25 protein-coding genes are annotated in these 25,590 nt (G+C 57.7%); 3 read left to right on the forward strand and 22 right to left on the reverse strand.

Annotated elements, in window-relative coordinates; translation table 11 throughout:
- Window positions 1–60: 60 nt before the first annotated feature.
- Complete coding sequence (gene folD, locus Z945_RS0111325; protein WP_025052222.1) at window positions 61–963, forward strand: bifunctional methylenetetrahydrofolate dehydrogenase/methenyltetrahydrofolate cyclohydrolase FolD; 903 nt, start codon at window positions 61–63, stop codon at window positions 961–963.
- Here folD and Z945_RS0111330 read toward each other — a convergent pair.
- Window positions 952–1,317 (reverse strand): DUF2306 domain-containing protein, encoded by a 366-nt coding sequence (locus tag Z945_RS0111330; protein WP_025052223.1) that lies wholly within the window; start codon window positions 1,315–1,317, stop codon window positions 952–954. The genes folD and Z945_RS0111330 overlap by 12 nt on opposite strands.
- A gap of 182 nt (window positions 1,318–1,499) precedes the next feature.
- Between Z945_RS0111330 and Z945_RS20090 the strand changes: the two genes are divergently transcribed.
- Entirely contained in the window at window positions 1,500–2,192 is a 693-nt protein-coding gene (locus Z945_RS20090) for a LytTR family DNA-binding domain-containing protein (RefSeq protein ID WP_152541115.1), read from the forward strand.
- 6 nt (window positions 2,193–2,198) lie between these two features.
- On the opposite strand, the gene Z945_RS0111340 is transcribed toward Z945_RS20090, so the two are convergent.
- From Z945_RS0111340 to Z945_RS0111415, 16 genes are all read right to left on the reverse strand, one after another.
- Complete coding sequence (locus Z945_RS0111340) at window positions 2,199–2,618, reverse strand: PaaI family thioesterase (RefSeq protein WP_025052225.1); 420 nt, start codon at window positions 2,616–2,618, stop codon at window positions 2,199–2,201.
- An 11-nt stretch (window positions 2,619–2,629) separates the two neighbouring features.
- Window positions 2,630–3,292 (reverse strand): ligase-associated DNA damage response endonuclease PdeM, encoded by a 663-nt coding sequence (gene pdeM / locus Z945_RS0111345; protein ID WP_025052226.1) that lies wholly within the window; start codon window positions 3,290–3,292, stop codon window positions 2,630–2,632.
- A gap of 292 nt (window positions 3,293–3,584) precedes the next feature.
- Window positions 3,585–6,038, reverse strand: a complete 2,454-nt coding sequence (locus tag Z945_RS0111350) for a ligase-associated DNA damage response DEXH box helicase (protein ID WP_025052227.1) — start codon at window positions 6,036–6,038, stop codon at window positions 3,585–3,587.
- 81 nt (window positions 6,039–6,119) lie between these two features.
- Window positions 6,120–7,427 (reverse strand): P-loop NTPase family protein, encoded by a 1,308-nt coding sequence (locus tag Z945_RS0111355; protein ID WP_025052228.1) that lies wholly within the window; start codon window positions 7,425–7,427, stop codon window positions 6,120–6,122.
- 63 nt (window positions 7,428–7,490) lie between these two features.
- A complete protein-coding gene (locus Z945_RS0111360; protein WP_025052229.1) occupies window positions 7,491–7,985 on the reverse strand; it encodes a prepilin peptidase in 495 nt (164 codons plus the stop codon).
- Between the two features lie 3 nt (window positions 7,986–7,988).
- The gene (locus Z945_RS0111365) at window positions 7,989–8,840 is read right to left on the reverse strand and encodes a tetratricopeptide repeat protein (protein WP_025052230.1); all 852 of its coding nucleotides are present in this window, start codon (window positions 8,838–8,840) and stop codon (window positions 7,989–7,991) included.
- A 39-nt stretch (window positions 8,841–8,879) separates the two neighbouring features.
- Entirely contained in the window at window positions 8,880–9,458 is a 579-nt protein-coding gene (locus Z945_RS0111370) for a tetratricopeptide repeat protein (protein ID WP_025052231.1), read from the reverse strand.
- On the reverse strand, window positions 9,458–10,444 hold the full coding sequence (locus Z945_RS0111375) for a type II secretion system F family protein (RefSeq protein ID WP_025052232.1): 987 nt from the start codon (window positions 10,442–10,444) through the stop codon (window positions 9,458–9,460). Before Z945_RS0111375 ends, Z945_RS0111370 begins: the two co-directional genes overlap by 1 nt.
- Before the next feature lie 9 nt (window positions 10,445–10,453).
- A complete protein-coding gene (locus tag Z945_RS0111380; RefSeq protein WP_037971028.1) occupies window positions 10,454–11,416 on the reverse strand; it encodes a type II secretion system F family protein in 963 nt (320 codons plus the stop codon).
- Between the two features lie 11 nt (window positions 11,417–11,427).
- Window positions 11,428–12,861, reverse strand: coding sequence for a TadA family conjugal transfer-associated ATPase (locus Z945_RS0111385; protein ID WP_025052234.1), 1,434 nt, complete (start codon window positions 12,859–12,861; stop codon window positions 11,428–11,430).
- A gap of 21 nt (window positions 12,862–12,882) precedes the next feature.
- Window positions 12,883–14,118, reverse strand: coding sequence for a CpaE/TadZ family protein (locus tag Z945_RS0111390; RefSeq protein ID WP_025052235.1), 1,236 nt, complete (start codon window positions 14,116–14,118; stop codon window positions 12,883–12,885).
- Between the two features lie 276 nt (window positions 14,119–14,394).
- Window positions 14,395–15,087 carry an OmpA family protein gene (locus Z945_RS0111395; protein WP_025052236.1) on the reverse strand — a complete coding sequence of 231 codons (693 nt, stop codon included), beginning with the start codon at window positions 15,085–15,087 and terminating at the stop codon, window positions 14,395–14,397.
- Window positions 15,074–16,510, reverse strand: coding sequence for a type II and III secretion system protein family protein (locus Z945_RS0111400; RefSeq protein WP_025052237.1), 1,437 nt, complete (start codon window positions 16,508–16,510; stop codon window positions 15,074–15,076). The genes Z945_RS0111395 and Z945_RS0111400 overlap by 14 nt, the downstream gene beginning before the upstream one ends.
- Window positions 16,511–16,718: 208 nt before the next feature.
- Entirely contained in the window at window positions 16,719–17,579 is an 861-nt protein-coding gene (gene cpaB, locus Z945_RS0111405; protein ID WP_025052238.1) for a Flp pilus assembly protein CpaB, read from the reverse strand.
- A 188-nt stretch (window positions 17,580–17,767) separates the two neighbouring features.
- Window positions 17,768–17,950, reverse strand: a complete 183-nt coding sequence (locus Z945_RS0111410; RefSeq protein ID WP_025052239.1) for a hypothetical protein — start codon at window positions 17,948–17,950, stop codon at window positions 17,768–17,770.
- Between the two features lie 117 nt (window positions 17,951–18,067).
- Window positions 18,068–18,250: a Flp family type IVb pilin gene (locus Z945_RS0111415; RefSeq protein WP_025052240.1), complete on the reverse strand. Its 183-nt coding sequence runs from the start codon at window positions 18,248–18,250 to the stop codon at window positions 18,068–18,070.
- A gap of 369 nt (window positions 18,251–18,619) precedes the next feature.
- On the opposite strand from Z945_RS0111415, the gene Z945_RS0111425 reads away from it, so the two are divergent.
- A complete protein-coding gene (locus Z945_RS0111425) occupies window positions 18,620–19,438 on the forward strand; it encodes a lytic transglycosylase domain-containing protein (protein ID WP_025052242.1) in 819 nt (272 codons plus the stop codon).
- Between the two features lie 58 nt (window positions 19,439–19,496).
- On the opposite strand, the gene Z945_RS0111430 is transcribed toward Z945_RS0111425, so the two are convergent.
- From Z945_RS0111430 to dprA, 5 genes are all read right to left on the reverse strand, one after another.
- The gene (locus tag Z945_RS0111430; RefSeq protein WP_025052243.1) at window positions 19,497–20,120 is read right to left on the reverse strand and encodes a 3-oxoacid CoA-transferase subunit B; all 624 of its coding nucleotides are present in this window, start codon (window positions 20,118–20,120) and stop codon (window positions 19,497–19,499) included.
- Between the two features lie 2 nt (window positions 20,121–20,122).
- The gene (locus Z945_RS0111435; protein WP_025052244.1) at window positions 20,123–20,827 is read right to left on the reverse strand and encodes a CoA transferase subunit A; all 705 of its coding nucleotides are present in this window, start codon (window positions 20,825–20,827) and stop codon (window positions 20,123–20,125) included.
- Window positions 20,828–20,924: 97 nt separating this feature from the next.
- Window positions 20,925–21,488 (reverse strand): L,D-transpeptidase, encoded by a 564-nt coding sequence (locus Z945_RS0111440; RefSeq protein WP_025052245.1) that lies wholly within the window; start codon window positions 21,486–21,488, stop codon window positions 20,925–20,927.
- An 81-nt stretch (window positions 21,489–21,569) separates the two neighbouring features.
- Window positions 21,570–24,194 carry a type I DNA topoisomerase gene (gene topA / locus Z945_RS0111445; RefSeq protein ID WP_025052246.1) on the reverse strand — a complete coding sequence of 875 codons (2,625 nt, stop codon included), beginning with the start codon at window positions 24,192–24,194 and terminating at the stop codon, window positions 21,570–21,572.
- Window positions 24,195–24,371: 177 nt separating this feature from the next.
- On the reverse strand, window positions 24,372–25,511 hold the full coding sequence (dprA, locus tag Z945_RS0111450; RefSeq protein ID WP_025052247.1) for a DNA-processing protein DprA: 1,140 nt from the start codon (window positions 25,509–25,511) through the stop codon (window positions 24,372–24,374).
- Window positions 25,512–25,590 lie beyond the last annotated feature (79 nt).

Here is a 25,590-nt window from a genome sequence, read left to right on the forward strand (position 1 = left end):
CCCTACGGATTGAGGTAGGGCGGGGTTTTCCCCGCCTTCCGCATTGATGAGGAAAGAAATATGACAGCAAAGATTATCGACGGTAAGGAATTTGCCGCCCGCGTACGGGGACAGGTTGGTGAGCATGTCACACGTCTGAAAAACGATCACGGCATTACGCCGGGCTTGGCTGTGGTATTGGTGGGCGAAGATCCTGCATCACAGGTCTATGTGCGTTCCAAAGGCAAGATCACGGTTGAAGTCGGCATGAAGTCTGTCGAGCGGCGGATGGATGCAGACACGTCAGAGGCCGATCTATTGGCTGTGATTGAAGAGCTGAACAATGATTCCGAAATCCACGGCATCCTGTGCCAACTGCCCTTGCCCAAGCACTTGAACGAAGATCTGATCATCAATTCCATATCACCGGCCAAGGACGTCGACGGTTTTCACATCTCGAATGTGGGGCTGCTGGGCACGGGACAGAAATCAATGGTGCCCTGCACGCCGCTTGGGTGTCTGATGATGCTGCGCGACCATCACGGGTCCCTTTCGGGGATGGATGCGGTGGTCATTGGCCGTTCGAATATTGTGGGCAAACCTATGGCGCAGCTGCTCTTGAACGACAGCTGCACCGTGACCATCGCGCACAGCCGCACCAAAGACCTTCCAGACGTCGTGCGGCGCGCGGATATTGTGGTCGCGGCCGTAGGTCGCCCCGAAATGGTGCCGGGTGACTGGATCAAGGAAGGGGCCACCGTGATCGACGTTGGCATCAACCGGCTAGACGCGCCTGAAAAAGGCGAGGGCAAAACCAAGCTGGTGGGCGATGTTCACTTTGAGTCCTGTGCGGCGCGCGCGGGGGCGATTACGCCTGTGCCGGGCGGTGTCGGCCCGATGACCATCGCCTGCCTGCTGGCCAATACGGTGACGGCTTGTTGCCGCGCCAATGGGCTGAGGGAGCCTGAAGGGCTAACCGCCTGAGATCACCTGAAACATCGTGCGGCCGGGCAGCAATGTGAATGCACCGGCCACCACCAAAGCTCCGAAAACCATGCCGCGCATCATTCGGCGATGTTGCTGCACTTGGCCGCTGCGTACGGCACGGACGGCAAAAACCAGCTGAACGAGGACAAAGACCGACAGCAGATGGATCGGACTATAGGGGCCGATCAGTCGAAGCTCGAAAATCCAGAAACTGCTGAGTGCGACACCGGCCATTGCAATCACCCAGGTGCAACCCAACACGCGGTGCGCCGGACTGCCCCGCCGGATCGAGAAAATTGCAACTGTCAGCGCCACGGCAAGTAAAGCTAGGGCGGTATGTATGTGGATCACGGCGGAGGCGTTGAGAAGGGGGGCAAGGTCATGGGAAAGCTCCGGTTCGATATGTTCCTTGGGCCTCGTATTTCTTGGTGCTACACCGCCAGTACCGTTTCGTGAATTGCGCGGAGACTGCGTGTCTGCCCCGACTGACTGACACCCTGCATTTGGCGCTTCGTGAAAAACGCAGCATTACCGTGTTATTTGTGATCTGGGGTATTGCGACAGTAATCTGCACGATTGCCGGTCCCTTTGGCGCCGATGCGGCGCTCAGCAGAATGGCACGCTTTGCCTATTGGGCTGGGGTGACGGGCCTCTGTGTGGGCGGAAGTGTACTGGTGTCGCATTGGGCCAGTGGGCGGGCGCCTACGGCAAGTCTGGCCCTTTGGCTGTGTTTCACGCTGGTCCTTAGCTGCATGGTCTGGGCGCAAAATTTCTTCCTGTTCGACGGGTGGGACTCATTAGCGCTCTTCGGAAGCTTGATATTAAACGTCGCTATCGTGGTTGTGGCAGTTCAGGCGCTTTTTGCTCTGGTAAAATACACCCGCCCGGACACGGTTGAACCCGAAGCGGATCCGCAGTCCCGCTTTCTGCGCAGGCTGCCACTGGCCGAGCGCGGACCATTGGTGCGCATCGAAGCGCAGGACCACTATTTAAAGGTTGTCACCGACAAAGCCGCACCCTTGATCCTGATGCGGCTTGGCGAAGCCGTTGATGCGTTGGAAGGCGCTGCTGGATTGCAAGTGCACCGCTCGCGCTGGGTGGCCCTTGATGCGGTGCGCAGCCACCGGCGTAAAAAACGGGCGCGACCTGTTGTTGATGGGGATGGCACCGAAGTGCCGGTCAGCAGAAGATACCGTCCAGCTGCCAAGGCCGCGGGATTGTTTTGATCCTTCTCATGCGGGAACGGGCACCATGGTACCTTGCAAAATTGCGATAAGGGTCGATGCGCCGTTATGTTCTGCATGGACTTCGGATGTGACGACGCAGAGGCGCTTGCCGGGTTTGACAACCCGGCCCGTGGCCACCAACCGGTCGCCGCGCGCAGGGGCCAACAGGTTGATCTTTATCTCGGCGGTGACGACCTCATTGTCCGGAGGCAGCATGGTCAGCGCCGCATAGCCCGCTGCGGAATCCCCGATGGCAAATGTCAGACCCGCGTGCCCAAACCCTTGCTGTTGTTGGCTACCGGGCAGGATCGGGGCCGCAATCCGTATCAGCCCCGCGTCGATCTCGATCAATTCGGCACCCAGGGTCGCCATCATGGTCTGCGCGGCGAAACTGCTGCGGATACGGGCGCGGGCGCTGTCTTCCATCGGGTAAGTTCCTACCTTGGCATCGGTACCGCCATCGCGGTCCTGCCCGTCAGCACAGCACAGGCATCCGGGCGCATCAAGGGGTGAAAGACCGGCGACCGGCTGTCTAAGCCGCCGGTATAGGTGCCATAGGCGGGCATGATCAGACGGTTTTGGTCAAATAGGAACGCGGGACGGCTGATCACCCGACCCCTGAGCGCCAGACGCACCTTGGGATGGTAATGACCGGAGATTTCACCGATTGCGCCGACCTCGGCAATGTGGCGAAAAATCAGGGGCGTGTCGACATATTCAGCCAGATGCGTGCCGCCCATGTCGATCGGGCCGGGATCATGATTGCCTTCCACCCAGATCCACTGGCGACCAGCCTGCAACCGGGTGATCCATTGTTTCTCTTCCTCGGGCAGCGCCTGCGCCGCGCCCAAGTCATCGAAGCTGTCACCCAGACATATGACCGTGCGTGCCTGTGTTGACGCCAGATCAGCAGCAAGGCGGGTCAGCGTATCGCGTGTTTCATACGGTGGCAGGGGGCTGCCGCCGCGCCGCAGAATGCGTTCGGATTTGCCAAGATGCAGGTCGCTGACGCACAAAAGCGCCCGATCCGGAACCCAAAGAGCACCGGAATTGAGGGCCTTCAGAGCCGTGCTGGCAAGGTTGAAATCATGCGCGTTCATTCTTTGTTCATGTTTTAAAACCGTGACCTTGGCAAGTGCTGCCGTAGCGGAGCCGGTCCGGTTTGTCTGCTGTTCAGTCGGGTATTTTTAAAAGGGTGAAACGGGATCGTTTACGCTTCATTAGGGATGTTGTGCTGAATTCTGTGGGCGGTACAGGCTGTGGAGCCGATGACCGCAAAGGGTGAAGGGCGCGCTGATGTGCCAAGGCAGGATCTTGGGCGGGGCGCGCCTTCCATTCACCCTTTTATAAATACCCGATACACCGCTGGCATCGCAGTGCATCTTTCGTGTTTCAGTACCCCATCCGCCATTTCGGCTTGTCCGAGGGGGCTGGTGTGATCTGGGCCAATCCGGATGTTTCCATCAACCGCGCGGCTTCTTCGGCCAAAAGGCGTTCTTCAGCCTCGCCTTTCACCGGAACGCGGCCCATTTCCAGAAACAGGGGCGCAGCCAAGGGGGTGACGCGGGTCAACTGGCGATGGTCGATGCGGTTTTCGACACGCTCCACCATCTCTTCGATACGACTGAAGTCCACCAGCCCGCGCAGAGCTTCCTCGCGGGTGATCTGCAGCACGAGGTGATCAGGGTCGTAGCGGTGCAGCGTATCATAGAGGATATCGCTGGAGAATGTGGCTTGCCGCCCCGATTTCCGCGCCTGCGGCGAGTTGCGTTCGATCAACCCGGCGATTGTGGCGGAGGCGCGGAATGTGCGTTTCATCACCGCATTTCCGGCGAGCCATGTTTCCAAGCCCTCTTGCAAGGCGGTCAGGTCAAAGAGCGGCGCGGGATCTGTGACGGCATCTAATCCCCAGATCAGCGTGGCATAGTCCGTCGCCACAAATCCGAGTGGATGCAGGCCGAGTTCTTCCATACGTTTGGTCAGCAAAAGCCCCAGCGTCTGCATACCGTTGCGCCCGGCAAAGCCGTAGACCACCGTTTGTTCGCGCCCATCATGGGGAAAGCTTTCGATCAGGAGCCGTCCGGGTTGGGGTAACTGGCTGACCTCGCGCTGCAGATGCAGCCAATCCGCGGTATGAGCGGGCAGTTCCGGCCAGCTTTCCTGGGTAAACATCTGCTGCACGCGGGCCGACAGTTGGGTAGAGGTGGCGAATTTGGTTCCGGCAAAGGTGGCGATCTTGGGCTTCTTGGCCGCATCGCGGCTTACCTCGACCGTCATTTCACGCAGGCCTTCGTATTTCACGATTTGCCCGCCGATCAGGAATGTATCGCCCGGCGTCAGCGTGGCGGCGAACCCTTCCTCGATCTCACCCAACGGTTTGCCACCGCGATTGCGCCGCATGCGGACCTTAAGCGTATCGGTGTCCTGAATCGTGCCGATGTTCATCCGTATATTGCGGGCCGCACGGGGGTCGCGAAGTTGCCAAAGACCATCCGGGCGCTGGATCAGGCGTTTCCATTTGTCATAGGCCCGCAGGGCATAGCCGCCGGTCGCGCAGAAATCGAGGCAGGCGTCAAAATCGGCGCGGCTGAGCGCGCTGTAAGCGCCGGCGGAGGTGAATTCGGCATAGAGATCGTCAGCATCGAAGGGACCGGCGCAGGCGGTAATCAGGATGTGTTGGCACAGCACATCGCGAGGGCCATGACCCCGTGGGTCGCCGTCCAATTCACCCGCCAGGACGGCATCAAGAGCGGCGACACATTCGACCACTTCGAACCGGTTTGCGGGGACCAGCAGCGCTTTGGAAGGCGCGTTATAGCGATGGTTGGCGCGACCAATCCGCTGCACAAGGCGCTTCACGTTTTTGGGCGCACCAATCTGGATCACCAGATCCACATCGCCCCAGTCGATCCCCAGATCGAGCGATCCGGTACAAACGATGGCCCGCAGATCGCCGCGCACCATCGCGGCCTCGACGCGGGTGCGTTGTTCGCGGTCAAGCGAGCCGTGATGGATGCCGATGGGCAGACTGTCTTCATTGGCAAGCCAGAGGTTGTGAAAGAAAATCTCCGCCTGGGCGCGGGTGTTGTGAAAGATCAGCGTGGTCTTATGCTGTTTGATCTGCTCCAGCACCGCCGGGATCGCATAGGCCGCACCGCCACCGGACCAGGGCGGGGCTTCTTCGGTGCGCAGCATCTGGATGTCGGGGGCAGGGCCGGGATCCGCCATCAGGATTTCGCAGGGATCGGGATGGCGGGCCATGAAATGAGCGATGGCGGCCGGGTCTTCGACCGTCGCCGAAAGCCCCACACGCTTGAGGTTGGGGCAAATCGCGTTCAGCCGCGCCAGCGCCAGCATCATCTGATCGCCGCGTTTGCTTTCGGCCAAGGCGTGGATTTCGTCGATCACCACGCGCTTGAGGCCCCGAAACATGCGCGGCGCATCCTCATAGCTGACCAGCAAGGCGAGGCTTTCGGGCGTTGTCAGGAAGATATGCGGCGGATCGGCCCGTTGGCGTTTGCGCTGGGTCTGCGTGGTATCGCCGGTGCGCGCGCCGATGGTGATGGGCAGCCGCATTTCTTCGACCGGGGTGGTCAGGTTGCGCTGAATATCCGCCGCCAGCGCCTTGAGGGGAGAGATGTAGAGTGTGTGCATCCCTTCATGCGTGCCATCCGCAAGATCAATCAGCGTGGGCAGGAACCCCGACAGTGTCTTGCCGCCCCCTGTCGGCGCGATCAGCAGCAGGGCGGGCACATCGGCACGGTCCAGCATCTTTTGCTGATGAGGGTGGATCGACCAGCCTTTGGCGGCGAACCAGTCCTGGAAGGTTTTGGGGAGCGCTGACATTCCAAGTTAGATAGCATTGCGCGCACCAAGAGCCAGCCCCGATAGGGAGCTACTTGCAGATCGACGCGTAGCTATCGCGGTTTACTTGACGATATGCTCTTCTTTTACGAACATATTTGCCCATGCACGGTCCATCAGATCGGGTGACATCTGATAGGGGATGCCTTCAAATTCGCAAATCGCGATCATCTGATCGATCAGGAAAATAGGCTGATAGTTCGCATAGATGTTATCGATAGTCGGGTATTTCACCTTGAGCAGGTGAACCAGCGTCGCTTCATCCAGGGGCATGCCGCGTTTCTTGGCAACCATGGCAAAAATCTTAAGAAAGTTCGCCTGATTGGGACCGTCGATTTTGATCTTGAAGAAGATACGGCGCAGGGCGGCTTGGTCGAAAATCTCGTTCGGGTGGAAGTTGGTGGAAAAGATGACCAACGTATCGAAGGGCACCTCGAATTTCTCGCCCGATTGCAGGGCGAGGATGTCTTTGCTTTCTTCCAGCGGCACGATCCAGCGGTTGACGATGGATTGCGGAGATTCCTTCTGGCGACCAAGGTCGTCGACGATAAAAATGCCGCCCGAAGATTTCATCTGCAGCGGTGCCTGATAGGTCCGCGCAGTGGCGTTGTAGTTGAGGTCAAGCATATCGACCGTCAATTCGCCGCCTGTAATTACCGTGGGCCGTTCGCAACAGACATAGCGCGTATCAAAGCGTGTGACACGGCGTAGGGCGTTGGGGTCTTCTACGTTTTCTTCTGCCTTGGTGTGCACAATCGGGTCAAAGACGGTGATGACCTGAGACGCATATTCGATGGCGTAAGGGACATAGACCTTGTCGCCCAGGGCATCCCGAATGCCGTTGGAGATCGAGGATTTACCGTTGCCCGGCGGGCCGTACATCAGAATGGACCGGCCTGCAGAAACAGCAGGGCCAAGGTGGTCAAGCAGGCTGTCAGGCAGTACCAAATGACCCATCGCGCCCAGCAATTGATTGCGGGTGACCTGAATGTTACGCACGGACTGGCGTTTGACCTGTTCATTATACACATCAAGCGGCACAGGCATCGGGCCGAAATATTCCGACTGCGCCAGCGCATCCAGTGCGCGGGCCTTGCCCGCATCGGTCAGTTGATAGCCCATCTCGTTACCGCTGCCCGCGCTCATTGTACCGGTTGCTTCAAGCAGGCGCTGGGTCCGTGCCATATCGACCAGCTCTTGTGTGACTGGGATCGGCAGGCAGACGGCAGCAGCCAACTCGCTAACCAGCTCGACGTTCTTGCGAAAGATTGTCTTGAGAATGATGTCGCGCATCATCACGATGGGCAGTTTCATGTCCTCCAGCCGCTTGGGCGGAGGCGGGTTCATCACGGTGCTGGTTTGCATGTTCATTTTGCGTCTCCTTCGGGCCGGACTGCGCGAGGTTTGCAGGATAAGTGCTGAATATGGCGTTTATCAGGCGCCATAGAGGGCACCGAAAATAAGATAGATCGCCAACGTTGGACCAAGGGCAAGGCCCATGGGAAACTTCTTGCCCTTCTCCCAACTGACCCAATGCGGGGCCAGCCGGCGCAGCGGCGTATATTGCGCCGTCTTATGCGCCACCACGGCGGCCAGTAGGGTGGTCATGAACAACACAATCACCGGCATCAGGTCTCCCAGTGCGATGAAGGGCGCGGCGGCGGCGCAGAACTTTGCGTCGCCCGCACCGAAAGCACCGGCAAAGTTTAAAATGATCCCGACGACCAGCACGATCACCAATGCTGCCAGACGCCAAAGATAGACATCGAAGGGAAACAGAAAGAACCCGATCACGACAAAGACCAGCGCCAAGAGCACAACAGCCTGATTGGTGATCTTCATCCGCGACAGATCCGTGAAAACGACATACAGGCAGATGGGCAGCACAAAGGGCAAAAACCACATCGCATGTGTGGCCATGATCGCCATCGGTCAGCCGTTCTCAAGCGCACGCAAAGAGCGCACAGCGGCCTCAAAATGCTGCGGATGGGTGTCGATCGCCTCGCGCAGCAGACCTTTACCGGTTGTCACATCGCCTTTCTTGATTGCCGATAGGGCCATCGTGTGCAGCAGTTGTGCGCGTTCGGTCTGATCCATCGGGATCACTGGCAGCGTGTAGTCCCGCTGTGCGGCGCGGGCCAGAACGAGGTTGTTCTTTGCCGTGAACAGCCCGCTGTCCTGCCGGATCGCATCCGAGAATAGCTGCTCTGCCCCTTTGTAGTCGCCGCGCGTCAGTTTGGAATAACCCCAGTTGTTCATCACCGAACCGGGCGTCGTGGTCAGGCCAACGGCGGTTTGATAGAAACTATCGGACTTCTTCCATTCCTTGTTGCTGTCCGCAACAAGTGCCTCAAGCCGGTAGCGCTTGAAGGTTTCATGTGTGGGCGGCACCTTGTCGAGCACCTTTTCCGCCGACGCCCAATCACCGGAGCGGATCAGCGCATCAGCATATTCAACGCTGTCATCCGAGGTCGCGCCGGACATTTCGGTGACCTTTTTCCATGCGTTCGCTCCGTCCGCTGCACGTTTCGCACGAATCAAAGAGGCCGCAAGACCGCGTTGGTGCGCGATGTTGTCAGGCTTTTCGGTGGTGACGCGCTGGAAATAAATCACAGCTTCATTCGGATCCGCAACGGTCAGCATAACATCGGACAGGTCGTTGCCATCCAATGCGTTCACGTCTTCAAAGGCGCGTTCTACTGTTTCGTTCGGGTCTTTTTCAGCGCAGCCTGCAACTACGCTTGCGCCTGCAATGCAGACGGCCAGAAGGATAGGGTGGCGCATTTTAGCGTCCTTTTTACTGCTCTGCCTCGATCTTTGCGATCATAGTGGGTCGCTAATGAGGTAATCGCCCCCGCCGCGCCGCACCAATTTATAATTATCGTCGTCAACAATTAACGTATCAGAATTTTCCGATTTTGCGAGTGCTAAGCGCAGATTGTCCCGGATTGCGTCACTTTCGCCATTGTCGAGGGCATAAGCGCGTTTAAAGACCTGTTCTGCCTCATGTGTTTTGCCCCGTTCCATCAAGACAACTCCGAGGTTGTTCCAGACCTCAGGCTCTGCGGCGTCTTCCTTGACCGCGCGCCGCAACAGGGTCTCGGCCTGTCCCAGACGCCCCAATCCCAGGTTGGCGCTGCCCAGACCCGACAGCACATCGACGTCGATCCCGCTGGCCAATGCAGCCCGGTTGAACGATTTAATGGCCAATTCGTATTGACCCGCCGCAATCAAACGGTGACCCACGTCAATCCCGTCTTCGGCTGTAGCGCGCTGGTCCACACCGGGGGCATAGACCTGGTCACCCGCCGCAGAAAAGCCGCCCGGTGAACAGGCGGCCAATCCAAATGTTGCTGTCAGAACCAGAGCGCCGGCGAGGCGACGTCTGTCATCGGATATCATCAGTTGCCACCGGCTCCCATTTTGCCCAGCTCCGTGATGCCAAGAACCGAAGGTCCGACCAGAATGATCAGAAGCGGCGGCACCGTGAGCATCATAGTGGCAAGTGTCATCTTGGTTGGCAACTTGTTTGCGGCTTCTTCAGCGCGCATCACACGTTTGTCCCGCATCTCGGCGGCGTAGACGCGCAGGGCATCTGAGATCGACGTACCGAAAGCTGCCGACTGGACCAGCACGGTCACGAAGGACGAAACATCCTGGACGCCGCAGCGTTCGCCCATGTCGTTCAGCACGGTAATTTTGTCCTTACCGGCCTTCATCTCATAGGCAACGACCTCAAACTCTTCGGACAAGGAGCGGTAGGAGGCCTTCAATTCGGACGCGACGCGCACAATGCACTGGTCGAGCGATTGGCCCGCTTCGACGCAAACCAGCATCATATCCAGCGCATCTGGGAAACCACGGGTGATCTCTTCCTTGCGGGCATCGACGCGCTTTGTGATCCAGTACTTCGGCAGGTAGTATCCGACGCCGCCGGGACCGATGGTATACATCATCGTTTTCTGGGTGCTCAGACCTTCTCCGCCGCCCAGAAAATTGACATAGATCACGCCGCCCAAAAGCCCCAAAAGGCCAAGTGCCATCTGAGCGAAATAAAACATCCGCACCGCATCGCGGCTTTGATAACCCGCCTGGCGCAGCTCAAGCTGCTTTGCGGACAGTTCGTTGACGTCTTCCGGCTCCAGAAACTTGGCAAATTTCTGTAGCTGCTGGTTGCCACTGGCCTGCCGCAATGTGGCTTTGCCATCGGCATCCACTTTGCGGGAAGAATTGCGCTTCAGCTTTTCCAGCGGATCCTCGGGCTGGCGCAGCATCATCACCACTGTCATCGCAACAAGGATCAGGCCAAGCACGCCGACGATGATGATCAAGCCCATCGGGCCAAGCAAGGCCGTAATCTGGTCGTTGATGTTTGTCAGAAATTGCATGTCCGACCCCTACACTTTGATGTCTGTGAGAACGCGCATGACATAAAGGTTCACCGCGAGGAAAATGCCGACCAGAAAGCAAGCCGGGATGAAATAGGCGTGCTCCATGACCTCGTCATAATAGTGCGGATCATTCACGTTGATGACGATGAGTGCCAGAATGGGGAAGGCCGACAGAAACTTGCCGGACCACTGTGCTTCGGCGGTGATCGCCTTGACCCGGCGGAACAGCCGGAAACGTGCGCGGATCACCTTGGCCAGGCCGGCGAGAATTTCTGCGAGGTTACCACCGGATTGCTGCTGGATCGTAACGGCAACTGCTAGAAAACGGAGATCCTGGATGTTGAGCCTTTCGGCCATATCCTTGAGCGCTTCGCCCACGTCACGACCGTAGGCTGCCTCATCCGCAATCACACCAAATTCGGAAGCCAGCGGATCCTGCACTTCCTTGGATACGATTGTAATGGCGTTGGAGAAAGGATGGCCCACCCGCAAGGACCGCACCATCAGCTCGACCGCGTCGGGCAACTGCTCCTCAATCATTCCAATGCGCTTGCTGGCCTTGCTGGACACCCAGAAGAACACGGCACCGACACCGATCAACACTGAAATCACGCCGCGTATGGCGACGTCTGTTTCGGTGCCGATTGTCAGCCCCAAAAAGGCAACCACGGCAAGCCCACCCATAAGCATAATCAACTGCTGAGGGGTAAAGGCAATCGCGGCTTTTTGTGCCCGTTCCGACAAAAGCGAGTAAAGCGGAATGGATTTGCTGTCCATGTGCTGGCGCATTTCCTTGCGCAGCTTGTCCAGCACCTCTTCGCGCCGCGAGCCTTTTTCCAGTAGCTCGAGCCGGCGGTTCACACGGCTGTTGAGGCTGATGGACTTGCCAAAAACCACAAGATACAGACCCTCGACCAGCACAAGAACGCCGACGAAAATCAGACCGTAAATGATGAGTTCAGTAGACATTGAAATCGTCCTTATTGCGCCGCGATGGGTTCGTAGATCGATGACGGCAGATCATAACCCCACATACGGAAGCGTTCTGCATAGTGGCTGCGGACGCCGGTCGCCGTGAAATGACCAATGATCTTGTTGTCTGGCGTCAGGCCAACACGCTGGTAGCGAAAGATTTCCTGCATGGAGATGACGTCACCTTCCATGCCGGTGATCTCGGTGATCGAGGTCATGCGGCGCGAGCCGTCCTGCAGACGCGAGGCCTGCACGATCAGGTTCACAGCGCTTGAAATCTGCGAGCGGACCGCTTTGAGCGGCATCTCGATCCCGGCCATGGCGATCATGTTTTCCAGTCGCGACACACCATCGCGGGCGGAGTTCGCGTGGATCGTGGTCATGGACCCGTCGTGACCGGTGTTCATGGCTTGCAGCATGTCGATAACTTCTTCGCCACGGGTTTCACCCACGATGATCCGGTCAGGGCGCATCCGCAGAGCGTTCTTCAAGCAGTCGCGCGGGGAAACTTCGCCTTTGCCTTCGACGTTCGCGGGGCGGCTTTCCATCCGGCCCACATGGGTCTGCTGCAGCTGGAGTTCCGCAGTATCCTCGATGGTCAGAATGCGTTCGGCGTTATCAATGAAGGACGATAGGGCGTTAAGCGTTGTCGTTTTACCCGAACCTGTACCGCCCGATACGATCACATTCAAACGCGTGGCAACGGCGGCCTGAAGGTATGCGGCCATTTCCTCGGTAAAGGCACCGAAGTTCACCAGATCGTCGATCCCGAGCTTGTCCTTTTTGAATTTCCGAATGGAAACAAGGCTACCGTCCACAGCAACGGGTGGCACCATCGCGTTGAAACGCGAGCCATCCTGCAAGCGGGCGTCAACGTAAGGGTTGGATTCGTCAACACGACGTCCCACCGCCGACACGATCTTGTCGATGATGCGCAGCAGGTGCCGTTCGTCCTTGAACGTAATATCTGTCAGTTCCAGCTTGCCGTCGCGTTCGACAAAGATCTGCTGCGGGCCATTGACCAGAATATCGTTGACCGTCTCGTCCTTGAGCAATGTCTCAAGCGGGCCAAGGCCTGTCACCTCGTCATAAAGCTCGGAATTCAGGACCATCCGGTCTTCGCGGTTCAGAACAATCGCTTTTTCCGAGAGAATTTCTGCGGAGATATCGTTGATTTCCTGACGCAGGTCTGACTCTGTCGCATGTTCAAGGGCCGCAAGGTTCAAGTTGTCGAGCAATGCGCGGTGCAGCTCAAGCTTGATGTCCGACATCCGCTGCTTGCGCTTGATCTCTTTATCAATCGGGGCCGCCGCTGCGGGGGCGAGCGCTTTGCGCATTGACGGGCTGGGTTTCTTTTCCTCGAAGGAAGTGACGTTGTCGATTACCTCGACCGCTGGTTTTGCAGGGGCTGCGGCGGATGGCTTTTTATACTTCGAAAACATATGCGTCTCTTTCAGTCAGGCTCAGGCCGCTTCGGCTTGATCGCCTTTAAGGTCATGGATCGACATGGCAAGTTTCATCAGTTCCTTGCGCAACGGGCTTTTGGGTGCGGAATTGGCCAGCGGCAGACCGTGATCATTGGCCTGGGTGATCGGCTTGCCGCCATCGGGCAATTGCAGGTCGATAGAAATCGACAGCGATTCAGCCATCCGCTTGACGCGGCTCTTGGCGCTCAGATCGGTAAACTTCGGCGCGCGGTTCAGGACATAACGCAGTTTCTCCACGGGCAGTTCTTCGGACTGCAGAGCACGCTTGAACCGGAGCGTGTTCTGCGCGGACCGCATGTCGAGCTCAAGCATGGCAAAATAGATATGCGCTTTGTTCAACACCGCCTCGGACCACTGCACAAGGGTCGAAGGCATGTCGACGATGACATAGTCGAACTGGTTGCGTGCCATATCCAGAATGCGGTTCACATCCTCGGATGTGATCAGATCTAGCGGTAGCATATCGGCAGGGGCTGTCAGAACCTGCAAATGTTCGTCAAAGGTCAGCAGAGCTTGACCAAAGATTTCCTCGTCCATGTTCTCGGTCTCGGAAAGCATTTCATAGACCACTTCACGGCGGGGCAGGTCCAGAAAGGTCGCCACAGACCCGTATTGCAGGTCAAGATCCAACAGGCAGACCGACGGTGCTTCTGTTTTGCCGACATTGGCCAGCTCCCATGCAAGGTTGACCGCCATTGTGGTCGAGCCGGTGCCGCCAGCCAGACCATGTACCACGATCAATGCGCCATCCTTTTGCGCACCCGCCTTGAGTTGCGGGGCCGAAGGTTCGGCCGCGGGCGCTTCGTCTTGTTTGCGCACGCGGGTAATTGCCTGCGCCAGTTCGTTTTCGGGAAGCGGGTAGGGGACAAATTCGTCGGCACCCTTGCGCAGTAAAGAATGGAGTGCTGCTGGTGTGACGTCTTCGGCGATCAGGATCACCTTGATATGGCGTGCCTTGGCCTGGGTGATGATCTCTGCCATCAGCACCAGATTTTCCTCGTCGGTTTCGTCCATCGCAAGTGCGATGAACTCCATCGCCTCGGCCTCTGGTTGCCCAAAGAAAGCCAGCGCCTCGGCAAAACCCAGATCGCCCCAGCTTTCTCCCAGCACATCTTCCATGTCCTCGATCAACAGATCGAAGTTCTGGACATCACGGCTGACGGTGCAGGCCACAATGGGCGCTGCTTGGGGTTGTGGCATACTGCTGCTCATGGCGTTATCCTTTGCTCACGATGGGCTTGGCAAAGGTGCATGCTGCATCTGATGTGCAGATTTCCACCCTTTGCGGTCGCCCGTGCCTGGCATTTTGCTCAGACACAATTGTCCTATAGGGCGTGATATCGCAGCCAACTGGGGCGAGATTGGGGCCAAAAGGTTTCGATTGTAGGGTATGTTGAAACGATCAGCCCGTAAGCGGGCGATTGATCAGGCACTTAAAGTCAGCGCCTGACCCATAGGATCGTTTGAAAGAGAGCGGTCAACTGCCGCTTACTGGACTTCGCCCAGCTGCGATTCCGACAGGGCCGTCGGTGCCGTGGCACTGGCAACATAGTCGCGATAGATGATCTGCGCGTATTTGCCGTCCATCACCGTTGGATGACGGTCCACAAATCCGTTCACCTCGGTCACAGTGCGCCGGTTGCGGCGTTCCTGGCCTTGGGTGACGATCAATGGTTGTGTTTCACCATAGGAGACTACGGCTTCAAGCCTGCTGCGGCTGATTCCCATGGATGTCAGGTAACGCACCACAGCATTTGCGCGGCGCTTGCCCAAAGCACGGTTGTAGGCAGTCGATCCGACAGCGTCGGTGTGGCCATAAACACGGAAGCGGACTTCGGGAAACTGCGAGATCCATCCGGCCTGCTGGCGCAGCACGGCCTGTGCGGTGCCATCCAACTGAGCGGAATTAAACGCAAAAGTCACCGTCGAATTCACTTCAGAAGCAAATCTGTTCGCAAGATCAAAGGTATACTGGCGTTGTCCTGTCATCACGAGCACATTGTTCTGCGTCGCATTACCGAAATAACCGGTGTCGGTCAGAACGCCCGCTTCGCGGTAAAACTGCGTGTAGACGGGATCGGAACCGGGCGCACAGCCCAGCAAGGTCGCCACTCCGGCAGCGATACCCGTGATTTTCAGTTTTCTGCGCATTTGGGTTTTCATCGGTTTAGTCCAGTACATACCCATATGACCCGCCAAAGTCTTGCTTGGCAACCTCTCCTGCACCACCTTGCTGTGGGGTACGTGTCCCCTCGGATGTGCGGCCAAAGAGAAAAAGGTCTTTTTCGGTTGGCGGTTTGATGCGGTCAGTGGGCAGGGCCAAAGCCTCGCCCCGCGATGGTGTGACCAGATGTGCGGTAACAATGATCACCAATTCGGTCTGGCTGCGCTGGTAATCTGCCGAACGGAAAAGGGCACCCAAGACCGGCACATCGCCGATCCACGGCAGCTGGCTGGAGTTGTCGGTGAAATCATCGGTCAGCAGACCGGCAATGGCAAAGCTTTCGCCGTCGCGCATTTCAACAGTCGAAGAGGTCTCGCGGCGGGTAAAGGCCGAAATCTCGATCCCGTTGCCCAATGAGATGGAATTGGTCGGGTCGATGGCCGAAACCGAGGCTTTCAGCTCGAGATTGATCAGATCCTTGTCCACTACGCGGGGGATAAAGTTCAGCTCCACGCCGAAAGGTTTGAACTGCACCGAAATATTGCCGTTGTCCTGTGACACGGGCACCGGATATTCGCCGCCTGCTAGAAAACGGGCTTCCTGCCCCGAGAGGGCCACCAAGTTCGGCTCCGCCAGAAAACGGACAACGCCTTTTTGCTCAAGCGCTTCCAAGAGAAGGCCGACCTGCGTCGATCCGGCGTTGAAGCCAAAGAGTACTGCACCGGCGTTTTGGTTGCTTGGAGGAATGTTTCCGCCCAGCGACGTCGCCACACCGCCTGAATTGTTCGTAACACCCGTACCTGCATTCAATCCGGTGCCGCCGATGGCACCGTTCAACGACAGGGAAGAGCTGAGAGATTTGGACACGTTGCGCTGCATTTCGGCAAAACGAACCTTCATCATCACTTGCTGGATGCCGCCCACGCTCATCAGATTAGAGACGCGTTCAGGCGCATAGCGTTCGGCCAGATCAAGGGCCCGCTGCAAGCGCTGCACCGACGATACTACACCGGATAGGACGATCCCGTCATTGGCAGTCCGCACTTCGATCTTTTCACCCGGCAGGATCTGGCGCAGGCGCTCCTTGAATTCGGAAACATCCGCCGCGACCCGCACGTCAACGTTGGTGATCAACTGACCGCTGGCGTCAAGAAGGGTGAGTGTCGTCAGACCGGGCGATTTGCCCAGCACATAGATGGTGCGATCTGACAGCGATGAAATATCTGCGATACCCGGGTTGGCGATGCTCAGCTCCGCGAAGGGAATGTCGCTTTCAACCACAACGGCCCGGTTCATCGGGACGTTCAGGGTTGCGTTCGTGCCCTTCTTGACCACCCGCAGTGTATCCGCCTGAGCCATGCTCGGGAAGGACGCCACCATTGGCATGGCCGTCAGGGACAACCCGAGAAGGGCTGCTTTGAGAAATCTATCAATTTTCATGTGACCTGCCTTTTTGATCACGCCTCAGAGATGGGTCTTAGCGCCCGTCGTTTGGATCACTCTGCGTCAGTTTCAATTTTATTGCAAGAATCAACGTGTTCGCTGCAACAGCTTATGTGGGTTAATGGCAACATAGCCTTGAAAACAAAAACGACGCCGCAGGGATGCGACGTCGTAAATCTTGGGAATTGATCAAGAATTTCACACTTTAGTTGGTGCAGGGGATGGGCAGTTCGACAACCTCGGCGCCGCGGCGGGTCCGGATGGTACAGACCTTTTCCTGTGCCACTTCGGCTTTCACCTCCTGGCTGGCGATGCCCAGCAGGGCCCGCTGATCAACTTCAATGGCAGATGCAACCGTGTCATCTTCGGCACCGACCAATGACAGGGACAGGTTCCCGGTGCTTTGTGCTTGGGCCAGACCAGCGACCTGTTGGGGGCTGACTGATACAGTGACAGTCCGCGCGATTGTCGCCTCGTTCAGGTCACCGCCTGCGCTTTGGTCAATCGCGATCAGTTTGACACCGGCTTCGATCAACTTTGTCACGTCACCGTTGTTGTCATTGTCACGGTTCACATTCACACGGCCGGTCCAGTAGACGTCGACCTTGTCACCGGGGCGCAGGAAGCCGGATACGCCGCTGGAGACGTCAACCTTGATCGTAAAGGCACGCTGTCCTCGTTCCAGTCGGGAGGTCAGGCCGGTATCTTCACCGGGTTCCGTCACCTTCAACGCCATGATGGCTTCGTCTTTTTCGATAGCACGCAATACCACGCGTAGCTCATCTGTATTCTCGGGGAACAATTCTTCGATGGTCGCGAATGTACCCTCGGGGATCGCATCTTCGGGCCAGTTCACGGCCCTTACGTCCTCTTTGGTCAATTTCTGCCCGTATTTGAGGGGACCTTCAGCTACGAAAACAGGTTTCGTCGCAACGACCTGCGCAAGGGCTGCCTGCGCACGTGCGTTCGCAGCCTGATACTGCGCGATCCGATCCTTGGCCAGATATACTGCCCCGCCGGCAAGCGCGATGCCTACCAAAAGGACGAGTCCAAATATCATCCGCATGTCATATTCCTCTTGCTTCTCGTTGCTCCGGGAATGGTCCCGGCGCCTCTGTGCGTCTCGACATTTACCTGTCGATTATGGCTATTCTTAGCCGCGATGGTGGAAAGGCTGCGGCAGCCCTGTGTGCTGATCCACGAGGATACAACACAAAGAGCCGGCCCGAGGGCCGGCTTCTTTGGCGACTTGTCTTAGTCTCCTGGCGTGTAACCGGAAAGGTAGTTGCCAACACCGTCGCCGACATCGTCTGTCGGACCCTGGATGGCAAAGATCACTGTCACGGCAAGCCCGACCACAGCTGCGGTCAGTACAACCCAGTCAACGGTAACAGCACCCTCTTCGGCGGAGAAGAAATTCTTGATCTTATTGAACATGGTGGTTCCTCGTTAAGATGGGGGTAGGTTCTGATATGAACAGAAAAAGGGTCGCGCTCTGATAGGCAGAGCGCGACCCCCCCAAAGCTTTAAGTCAAGCTTGTGGTCCCGGACCTATTACAGGTTAGGGTCACGCAGGTCGAGGAAGGTGCCGGTGTTCGTGGTCAACGTGGATGCGCCGGTTTCGATGGACGAGTATGCAGCAACGGCCAGACCAACAACAGCAGCTGTCAGCACAACCCAGTCAACAGTCACGGCACCGTCTTCGTCTTTGCGGAAGTTTTTGATAAAGTTCATCATGGTATGTCCCTCCAAGGATCATGTAAGTTTAAGTTCCAACCCCGCCGTCCGTTGTGGCAACCGTTTCTCTCAGTTGGCTGCCTGTCCGACTTGGTATGACGCTATATACACATCCGATTGGGGCGCGAATTTGGCGGCAATTGTGACTTTTCCGTTTATGCAGCGAAAGTTCAGGGATAATATTTCAACCGACTGAAATATAACGATAATAAACTTGAAAATTTGATTTATCTTGCGCGATATGCGTGTTTCCGAGGACAAATAAGGCAAAATCGCCACGTTCTGCGCCATGATTTACTGGTTTGGAGGGGATGTTTGTGGGATATTCCGAGCAATCGAGCCAAAAAAGCAGAACAAAAGCAGGCAGGCATGATCCGATTTTTTACATTTGCGCTGGTCACAGCGTTATTAGGTGCGTCTGTTGTATCAGCAGAGGGACCAAAGCCGTTCCCGGATTTCAGCGCGAAACGTGTGAAACCGCCAAAGTCGGGCAGCAGCAACCGCATCACAATCCAGATAGATCCGGCAGCACCGACCTTGCCGTCACAACAAACCGCGGCGGTGTCATTGGCACCAACGGGCAATGTCAGACGGCAGACGCCGGGGCAATACGATTGGTTCTGGGAAAAGGTGTCACCCGATGCGGCGCAAAGCGGGCCGGGGCGCTTGCAGGGCGCAGCCACTGTTCTGGCCGGTGCCAGCAGCAAGGTGCCCGCCCCACGTTTGCAGCATATGCAGGACATCGCCCGCACCAATGGCGTAGATATCCTGCGCTCCACCATCGGGACACAGGTCTCGCCGGCACTGGTTCTGGCGGTAATCACGGTTGAATCAGCAGGTAAGTTTGATGCGGTGAGCGGGGCAGGGGCGCAGGGGCTAATGCAATTGATGCCCGATACCGCAGCCCGCTTTGGCGTGACCGACAGCCTGCAACCACAGCAGAATATCTCGGGCGGGGTCAAATACCTCAATTGGCTGATGGAAGAATTCGACCGCGATCCGATCCTCGTGCTTGCGGGATACAACGCAGGGGAAGGGTCAGTGCGCAAATACGCAGGCGTGCCGCCTTTTGCAGAAACCCGTGACTATGTTCCCAAAGTGCTGGCGGCGTTTCAGGTTGCCAAGGGCTTGTGCAAGACACCGCCCGAGCTGATCACGGACGGCTGTGTATTTGCTGCGCTGAACTAATGCGCGGGTCGAAGAGGGCCCGAAGGCCTTCTTCTATACTATAGCGTAAGAACAGGCGTCAGACCAAAGTGGCCTGTGTTGACGCCCGCAACTCGTCCTCGGAAACGCCATCGGCACATTCAACAATGCGCAGGCCACCTTCGACCACATCCAGAACACCAAGGTTGGTGATGATCCGGTCCACGACACCTTTACCGGTCAACGGGAGAGTGCACTCTTTCAGCACTTTGCTGTCGCCGTGTTTGTTGGTGTGGTCCATCACGACGATTACGCGGCCCACGCCCGCGACAAGATCCATCGCGCCGCCCATGCCTTTGACCAGCTTGCCGGGGATCATCCAATTGGCCAGATCACCGTTCTCAGCGACTTCCATGGCACCCAGGATTGCCGCAGCAATCTTGCCACCACGGATCATGCCAAAAGATGTCGCACTGTCGAAATAGGCGGTGCGGTTCAATTCGGTGATGGTCTGCTTGCCCGCATTGATCAGATCGGCGTCTTCTTCGCCTTCAATCGGGAAAGGGCCCATGCCCAGCATACCGTTTTCAGATTGCAGCGTGATGTCCTTGTCGCCGACATAGTTGGCAACCAGCGTCGGAATACCGATACCAAGGTTCACATACATGCCGTCTTCAAGTTCCTGTGCCGCGCGCGCAGCCATCTGGTTTCGATCCCAAGCCATGATCAAGCCTCCTCGCGCTTGCGGGTTGTACGTTGTTCGATACGCTTCTCATGATCGCCTTGAACGATCCGGTGCACATAGATGCCGGGCAGGTGGATCTTGTCAGGATCAAGCGAACCTGTGGGCACGATCTCTTCGACCTCGGCAATACATACCTTCCCACACATCGCTGCGGGCGGGTTGAAGTTGCGTGCCGTCTTGCGGAACATCAGGTTTCCGGTCTCATCCGCTTTCCAGGCCTTCACGATGCTCAGATCGGCAAAGATACCTTCTTCAAGGATATACTCCTCGCCATTGAACTCTTTAACCTCTTTACCTTCGGCAATGACTGTGCCCACGCCGGTCTTGGTGTAGAACCCCGGAATACCGCATCCACCTGCGCGCATCCGCTCGGCCAATGTGCCCTGAGGATTGAACTCAAGCTCTAGCTCGCCGGACAAATACTGACGCATGAACTCGGCGTTCTCGCCCACATAAGAGCTGATCATCTTTTTGACCTGACGGGTCTGCAGCAGGATCCCGATGCCGAAATCATCCACCCCGGCGTTATTGGATGCAAAGGTAAGGTTCTTGGCCCCGTTCTCCTTGATCGCCTGCAAAAGCAATTCGGGAATGCCACAAAGGCCAAACCCTCCCGCTGCGATCAGCATGCCATCTGACAGCACACCTTCCAGCGCCTCGGTTGCTGATCCGTATACTTTTTTCATGGGCGTTCCCCTCTCGAAGGTGACTGAAGTTGTCTCGTTTGTGACGCCGTGGGGGGGCGGTGTCAAACGCTTCGAAAGGGAAATGGCCTGTTCGAAATCAGATGATACGCACCTGAGTGCCAACGGGGCAGAGCGCAAAGAGTTCTTCGATCTTTTCGTTGTAAAGACCGATACACCCGTCCGAGGACCTACGCCCGATCTTGCGCGTGTCATGCGTGCCGTGAATGATATAGGCAGGCCAACCCAGATACATGGCGTGTGTGCCAAGAGGATTGCCCGGGCCGGGCGGCATGTATTTGTATTCGGGGAACCGCTCCATCATCGACTGCGTCGGCGTCCAGTCCGGGCCGACCTTTTTGCGCACGATTTCAGTGTATCCCCGTCTGGTCAGCTCTTCGGTCGCGGGGACGGAAGTGGGGTAAACCCTGTAGTCGCTGCCATCCGCGTTCCAATAGTGCAGCGCGCGCGATGTGGTATCGGCAACCACCGCAGCCTTGCCAAGGCTGTCGAAGTGATCGCGCCAGTCTTGCGCCATAAAGCTGGTTGCATTGCGCCGAACGCTTTCCAGATCCGATGTCTGGGCGCGCAAGAGGGATGGCACCGCAAGGGAGGCCGCGCCCCCCAACAGTACGGTGCGCCGTGGGAATGATCTTTGTGTCACTGCTCTGCCTTTTGTCTTTTCTGCAAGGCCGAACTGACACCTCTATCAGCGCCATTCAAATCACAAATAGATGAAGTGGCTCTATTCGCTCTTTGTTGCCGCAGGTTTTTTCGGCGCTGCTTTCTTGGCCGCGGGCTTTTTGGCGGCGGTTTTCTTCTTTGGTGCCGCTTTCTTCTTCGCAGCAGGCTTTTTCTTGCCTGCTTTCTCGGCACGTTCGTCGATCAGATGAACAGCCTGCGCCATGGTCAGCTCTTCAGGCTCGATTGTGTCCGGGATCGTCGCGTTGATCTTCTCCCATTTCACATAGGGTCCGTATTTCCCCTTCATCACATTGACCGGACCGCCCGCTTCGGGATGTTCGCCCAATTCGCGCAGAGGTTTTGCGGCCTGACCGCGCCCACCACGGCTGGCGACTTTCTCGGCCAGCAGTTGCACCGCGCGGTTCATGCCAACGGTGAACACTTCGTCAATGTCACTGAGGTTGGCATTGGTGCCGCCGCGATCAGACGTGCTGGGCGCGTGTTTCAAATAGGGGCCATAGCGCCCGATGTTGGACCAGACCATGATCCCGTCCTCGGGGTGAGGTCCGATTTCGCGCGGCAGGCTCAGCAGCATCAACGCACGCTCCAACTCAAGCTCCTCCGGCTCCCAGTCCTTGGGAACCGACTGGCGCGGCGGCTTTTTGTTTTCTTCCGTTACCTCGCCGCGCTGCACATAGGGGCCAAAACGCCCCTTGAACACGCGGATCTCATCGCCTGCATCCTCGCCCAAAAGTTTTCCTTCGGGCGGGATCGCAGAGGCTTCAGCCTCTGGATTGGGCGGACCAAAGGGTCGGGTGTAGCGGCATTCGGGATAAGCAGAGCATCCGATGAACGCGCCACCTGATCGTGCAGTCCGCATCGACAAACGACCTTTCCCGCAATTGGGGCAAAGGCGCGGGTCGCCGCCATCTTCGAGCGGTGGGAAAAGGTGAGGCTCCAGCACCTCGTTGATCTTTTCGAGGACTTCGGTGATGCGCAGATCAGAGGTTTCGGCAATGGCTGCGGAAAAATCATCCCAGAACCGATGCAAGACCTGTTTGTAGTTCGCATCATTGGCCGAGACTTTATCCAGCTGGTCTTCAAGATCAGCAGTGAAATCATATCCGATGTATTTGCGGAAATAATTCTCGAGGAAGGCCGTGACCAGCCGCCCCTTGTCCTCGGGGATTAGCCGTTGACCCTCGCGGCGGACATAGCCGCGATCCTGAATTGTGGTGACGATACTGGCATAGGTCGAGGGGCGGCCGATGCCCAGCTCTTCCATCCGCTTGACCAGCGTTGCTTCGGTGTAGCGCGGCGGCGGCTGGGTGAAATGCTGTTCCGGCATGACGGCGCGCTTGTCCATCTTGTCGTCTTGCGTGATCTGCGGCAGACGCTTGTCGTCCTCGTCAACCACATCATCGCGACCTTCTTCATAGACGCGCAGAAAACCGTCAAAGGTCACGACCTGGCCATTGGCCCGCAGGCCGACCTGTCCGTCTTTGCTGCCCACTTCGACAACCGTCCGCTCCAGCCGCGCGGATTCCATCTGGCAGGCCAGCGTGCGCTTCCAGATAAGATCATAGAGCTTGGCTTGATCCTCTGACAGCTTCAGTGCGGCTGCATCCTTTTCCATATCCGTGGGCCGCACGCATTCGTGGGCCTCTTGCGCATTCTTGGCTTTGTTCTTGTAGATGCGTGGCTCTTTCGGGACGTATTCGGCGCCGTATCGATCCTTGATCGCGTCGCGGGCCATGGCGACGGCTTCGGGGGCCATGTCGATGCCATCTGTCCGCATATAAGTGATGTGCCCGGCCTCATAGAGACGCTGGGCCGTCGACATCGTCGCTTTGGCCCCCATGCCGAACTTCCGGCTGGCTTCTTGCTGCAGGGTCGATGTCATGAACGGGGCGGAGGGGTTACGGGTCGCTGGCTTCGCCTCGACGCTGGTCACGGTCAGGTCGCGACTGTTGATCGCGGCCACGGCCATTTCTGCCTGCGTCTGATCGCCCAGATCGAATTTATCGAGTTTTTTGCCCGCCAATGTGACCAAACGCGCCTCAAACTCCTGACCGCGCGGCGTGGCCAGCAGCGCCTTGACGCTCCAGTATTCGCGGTTGCGGAACGCCTCGATCTCCATCTCGCGCTCAACGATGATGCGCAGGGTGACCGACTGCACACGGCCCGCAGACTTGGCCCCCGGCAACTTGCGCCACAGAACTGGCGACAGGTTGAACCCCACCAGATAGTCCAGTGCGCGGCGGGCCAGATAGGCCTCGACCAGCGGCATATCGACCTGTCGCGGGTTTTCCATCGCCTCGGTCACGGCTTTTTTGGTGATCTGGTTGAACACCACGCGGCTGACGGGCGTGTCTTTCTTGATGGATTTGCGCTTGGTCAGCGCTTCTTGCAAATGCCAGCTGATCGCTTCGCCCTCGCGGTCGGGGTCAGTTGCGAGGATCAGGGCATTATCTTCGGCCAGCGCATCGGCGATCGCTTTGACATGCTTCTTGCTGTCGCTGGCGACCTCCCATTTCATGTCGAATTCATTGTCGGTATCGACCGATCCATCTTTGGGCGGCAGATCGCGAACATGGCCGTATGAGGCGAGAACAGTGTAATTATCGCCTAGATACTTGTTGATCGTTTTGGCCTTGGCCGGGGATTCGACAACAACTACGGGCATGAAAATAAACACCTTACATGAAGAAACAGGGCGATGGTCGCCTTGTCACATGTGGGATTGCAGTGGGTATTGTCAATGCACCTGCTGCGGTTGTGGCGCCAAGCCTTGCGATCACGTGGGGCGAATGGAAGTGCCTCTGGGGTGGGTGAAAGAGGAGGTGTCTGATTGCCTCGACGCCTAGACGACCCGTGCCAGCAAGCCGCCCGGCCGGCGCGTGATCTGGCCTTCAAGCTCTAGATCAACCAGGGCCGGGGCAACGTCGGATGCCGGGGTTGCCAGATCACGGATCAGTTGATCTTCGGCCAGTGGGGAAGGGCCAAGACGCGACAGTATCATTGTGTGCAAATCCGCCGTTTCGCGCAGGCTGCGTTCCGGTGGGGCGCCCGGCGGCTGGTCCAGCGGCAAACTGGCTTGCTTTACGGGGCCGAGCACCTCCAGCACGTCAGCGGCCGACCGGATCAAGGTTGCGCCGTCGCGCAGCAGCATGTTGCACCCTGAGGCGCGTGCATCGAAGGGATGGCCCGGTACGGCCAGCACTTCGCGCCCTTGATCCAGCGCATCGCGGGCTGTGATCAGACTGCCGGACTTCGCCGCAGCCTCAACCACAATTGTAGCCCGCGACAGGCCTGAGATGATCCGGTTCCGGCTGGGAAAATGCCGCGCCATAGGCTGCAGGCCCATTGGCTGTTCGGACAGGCGCAGGCCGGATGAAGCAATAGACATGGCCAGCTCGGTGTTTTCTGCCGGGTACATGACGTCGACACCACCTGCCTGCACCGCGATGGTGCCCGTGTCGAGCGCTGCCAGATGGGCTGCTGCATCGACCCCGCGGGCAAGACCGGAGACCACCACAAAGCCTGCGGCACCCAGATCACGCGCCAGCGATTTGGCCATGCGGGTCCCTAAAGACGAAGCATTGCGTGCGCCGACGAGCGAGACCATCGGGCGGGCCAGCAAAGATGTATCGCCCAAGGTCCATAGGAACGGGGGGGCATCGTCAATATCGGCCAATGCGGTTGGATAGTCTTTGTCGCCGTAAGCAATCAGGCGCGCACCCAATGTGCGCCCCGCTTTAACCTCTGCATGCACCACGCCTTCGGGACAAATGCGGTAATCTGAAACGCCCGCGGCGCGCGCTACTTCAGGTAGCGCGGCCAGCGCGTTCTGCGCAGTGCCGTGTTCAATCAGCAGTCGTTTATACGTCGCTATGCCGACCCGGCGCGAGCGCAACAGACGAAGGCGGGAAAACCGTTCATCTTCCGGGGTGGGTGGGAGTGGGGGGTGAGTGGAAGAAGGATAGTCGTCCTTGTCAGTCATCCCGATGCTCCGTCCGTTGCAAGAATCAGATATACTGAGACCTGGTTAACAGGGGATGAATCGATTGAGGCCAATGCCT

It is taken from the genome of Sulfitobacter noctilucae (assembly GCF_000622365.1).
Classification (GTDB): domain Bacteria; phylum Pseudomonadota; class Alphaproteobacteria; order Rhodobacterales; family Rhodobacteraceae; genus Sulfitobacter; species Sulfitobacter noctilucae.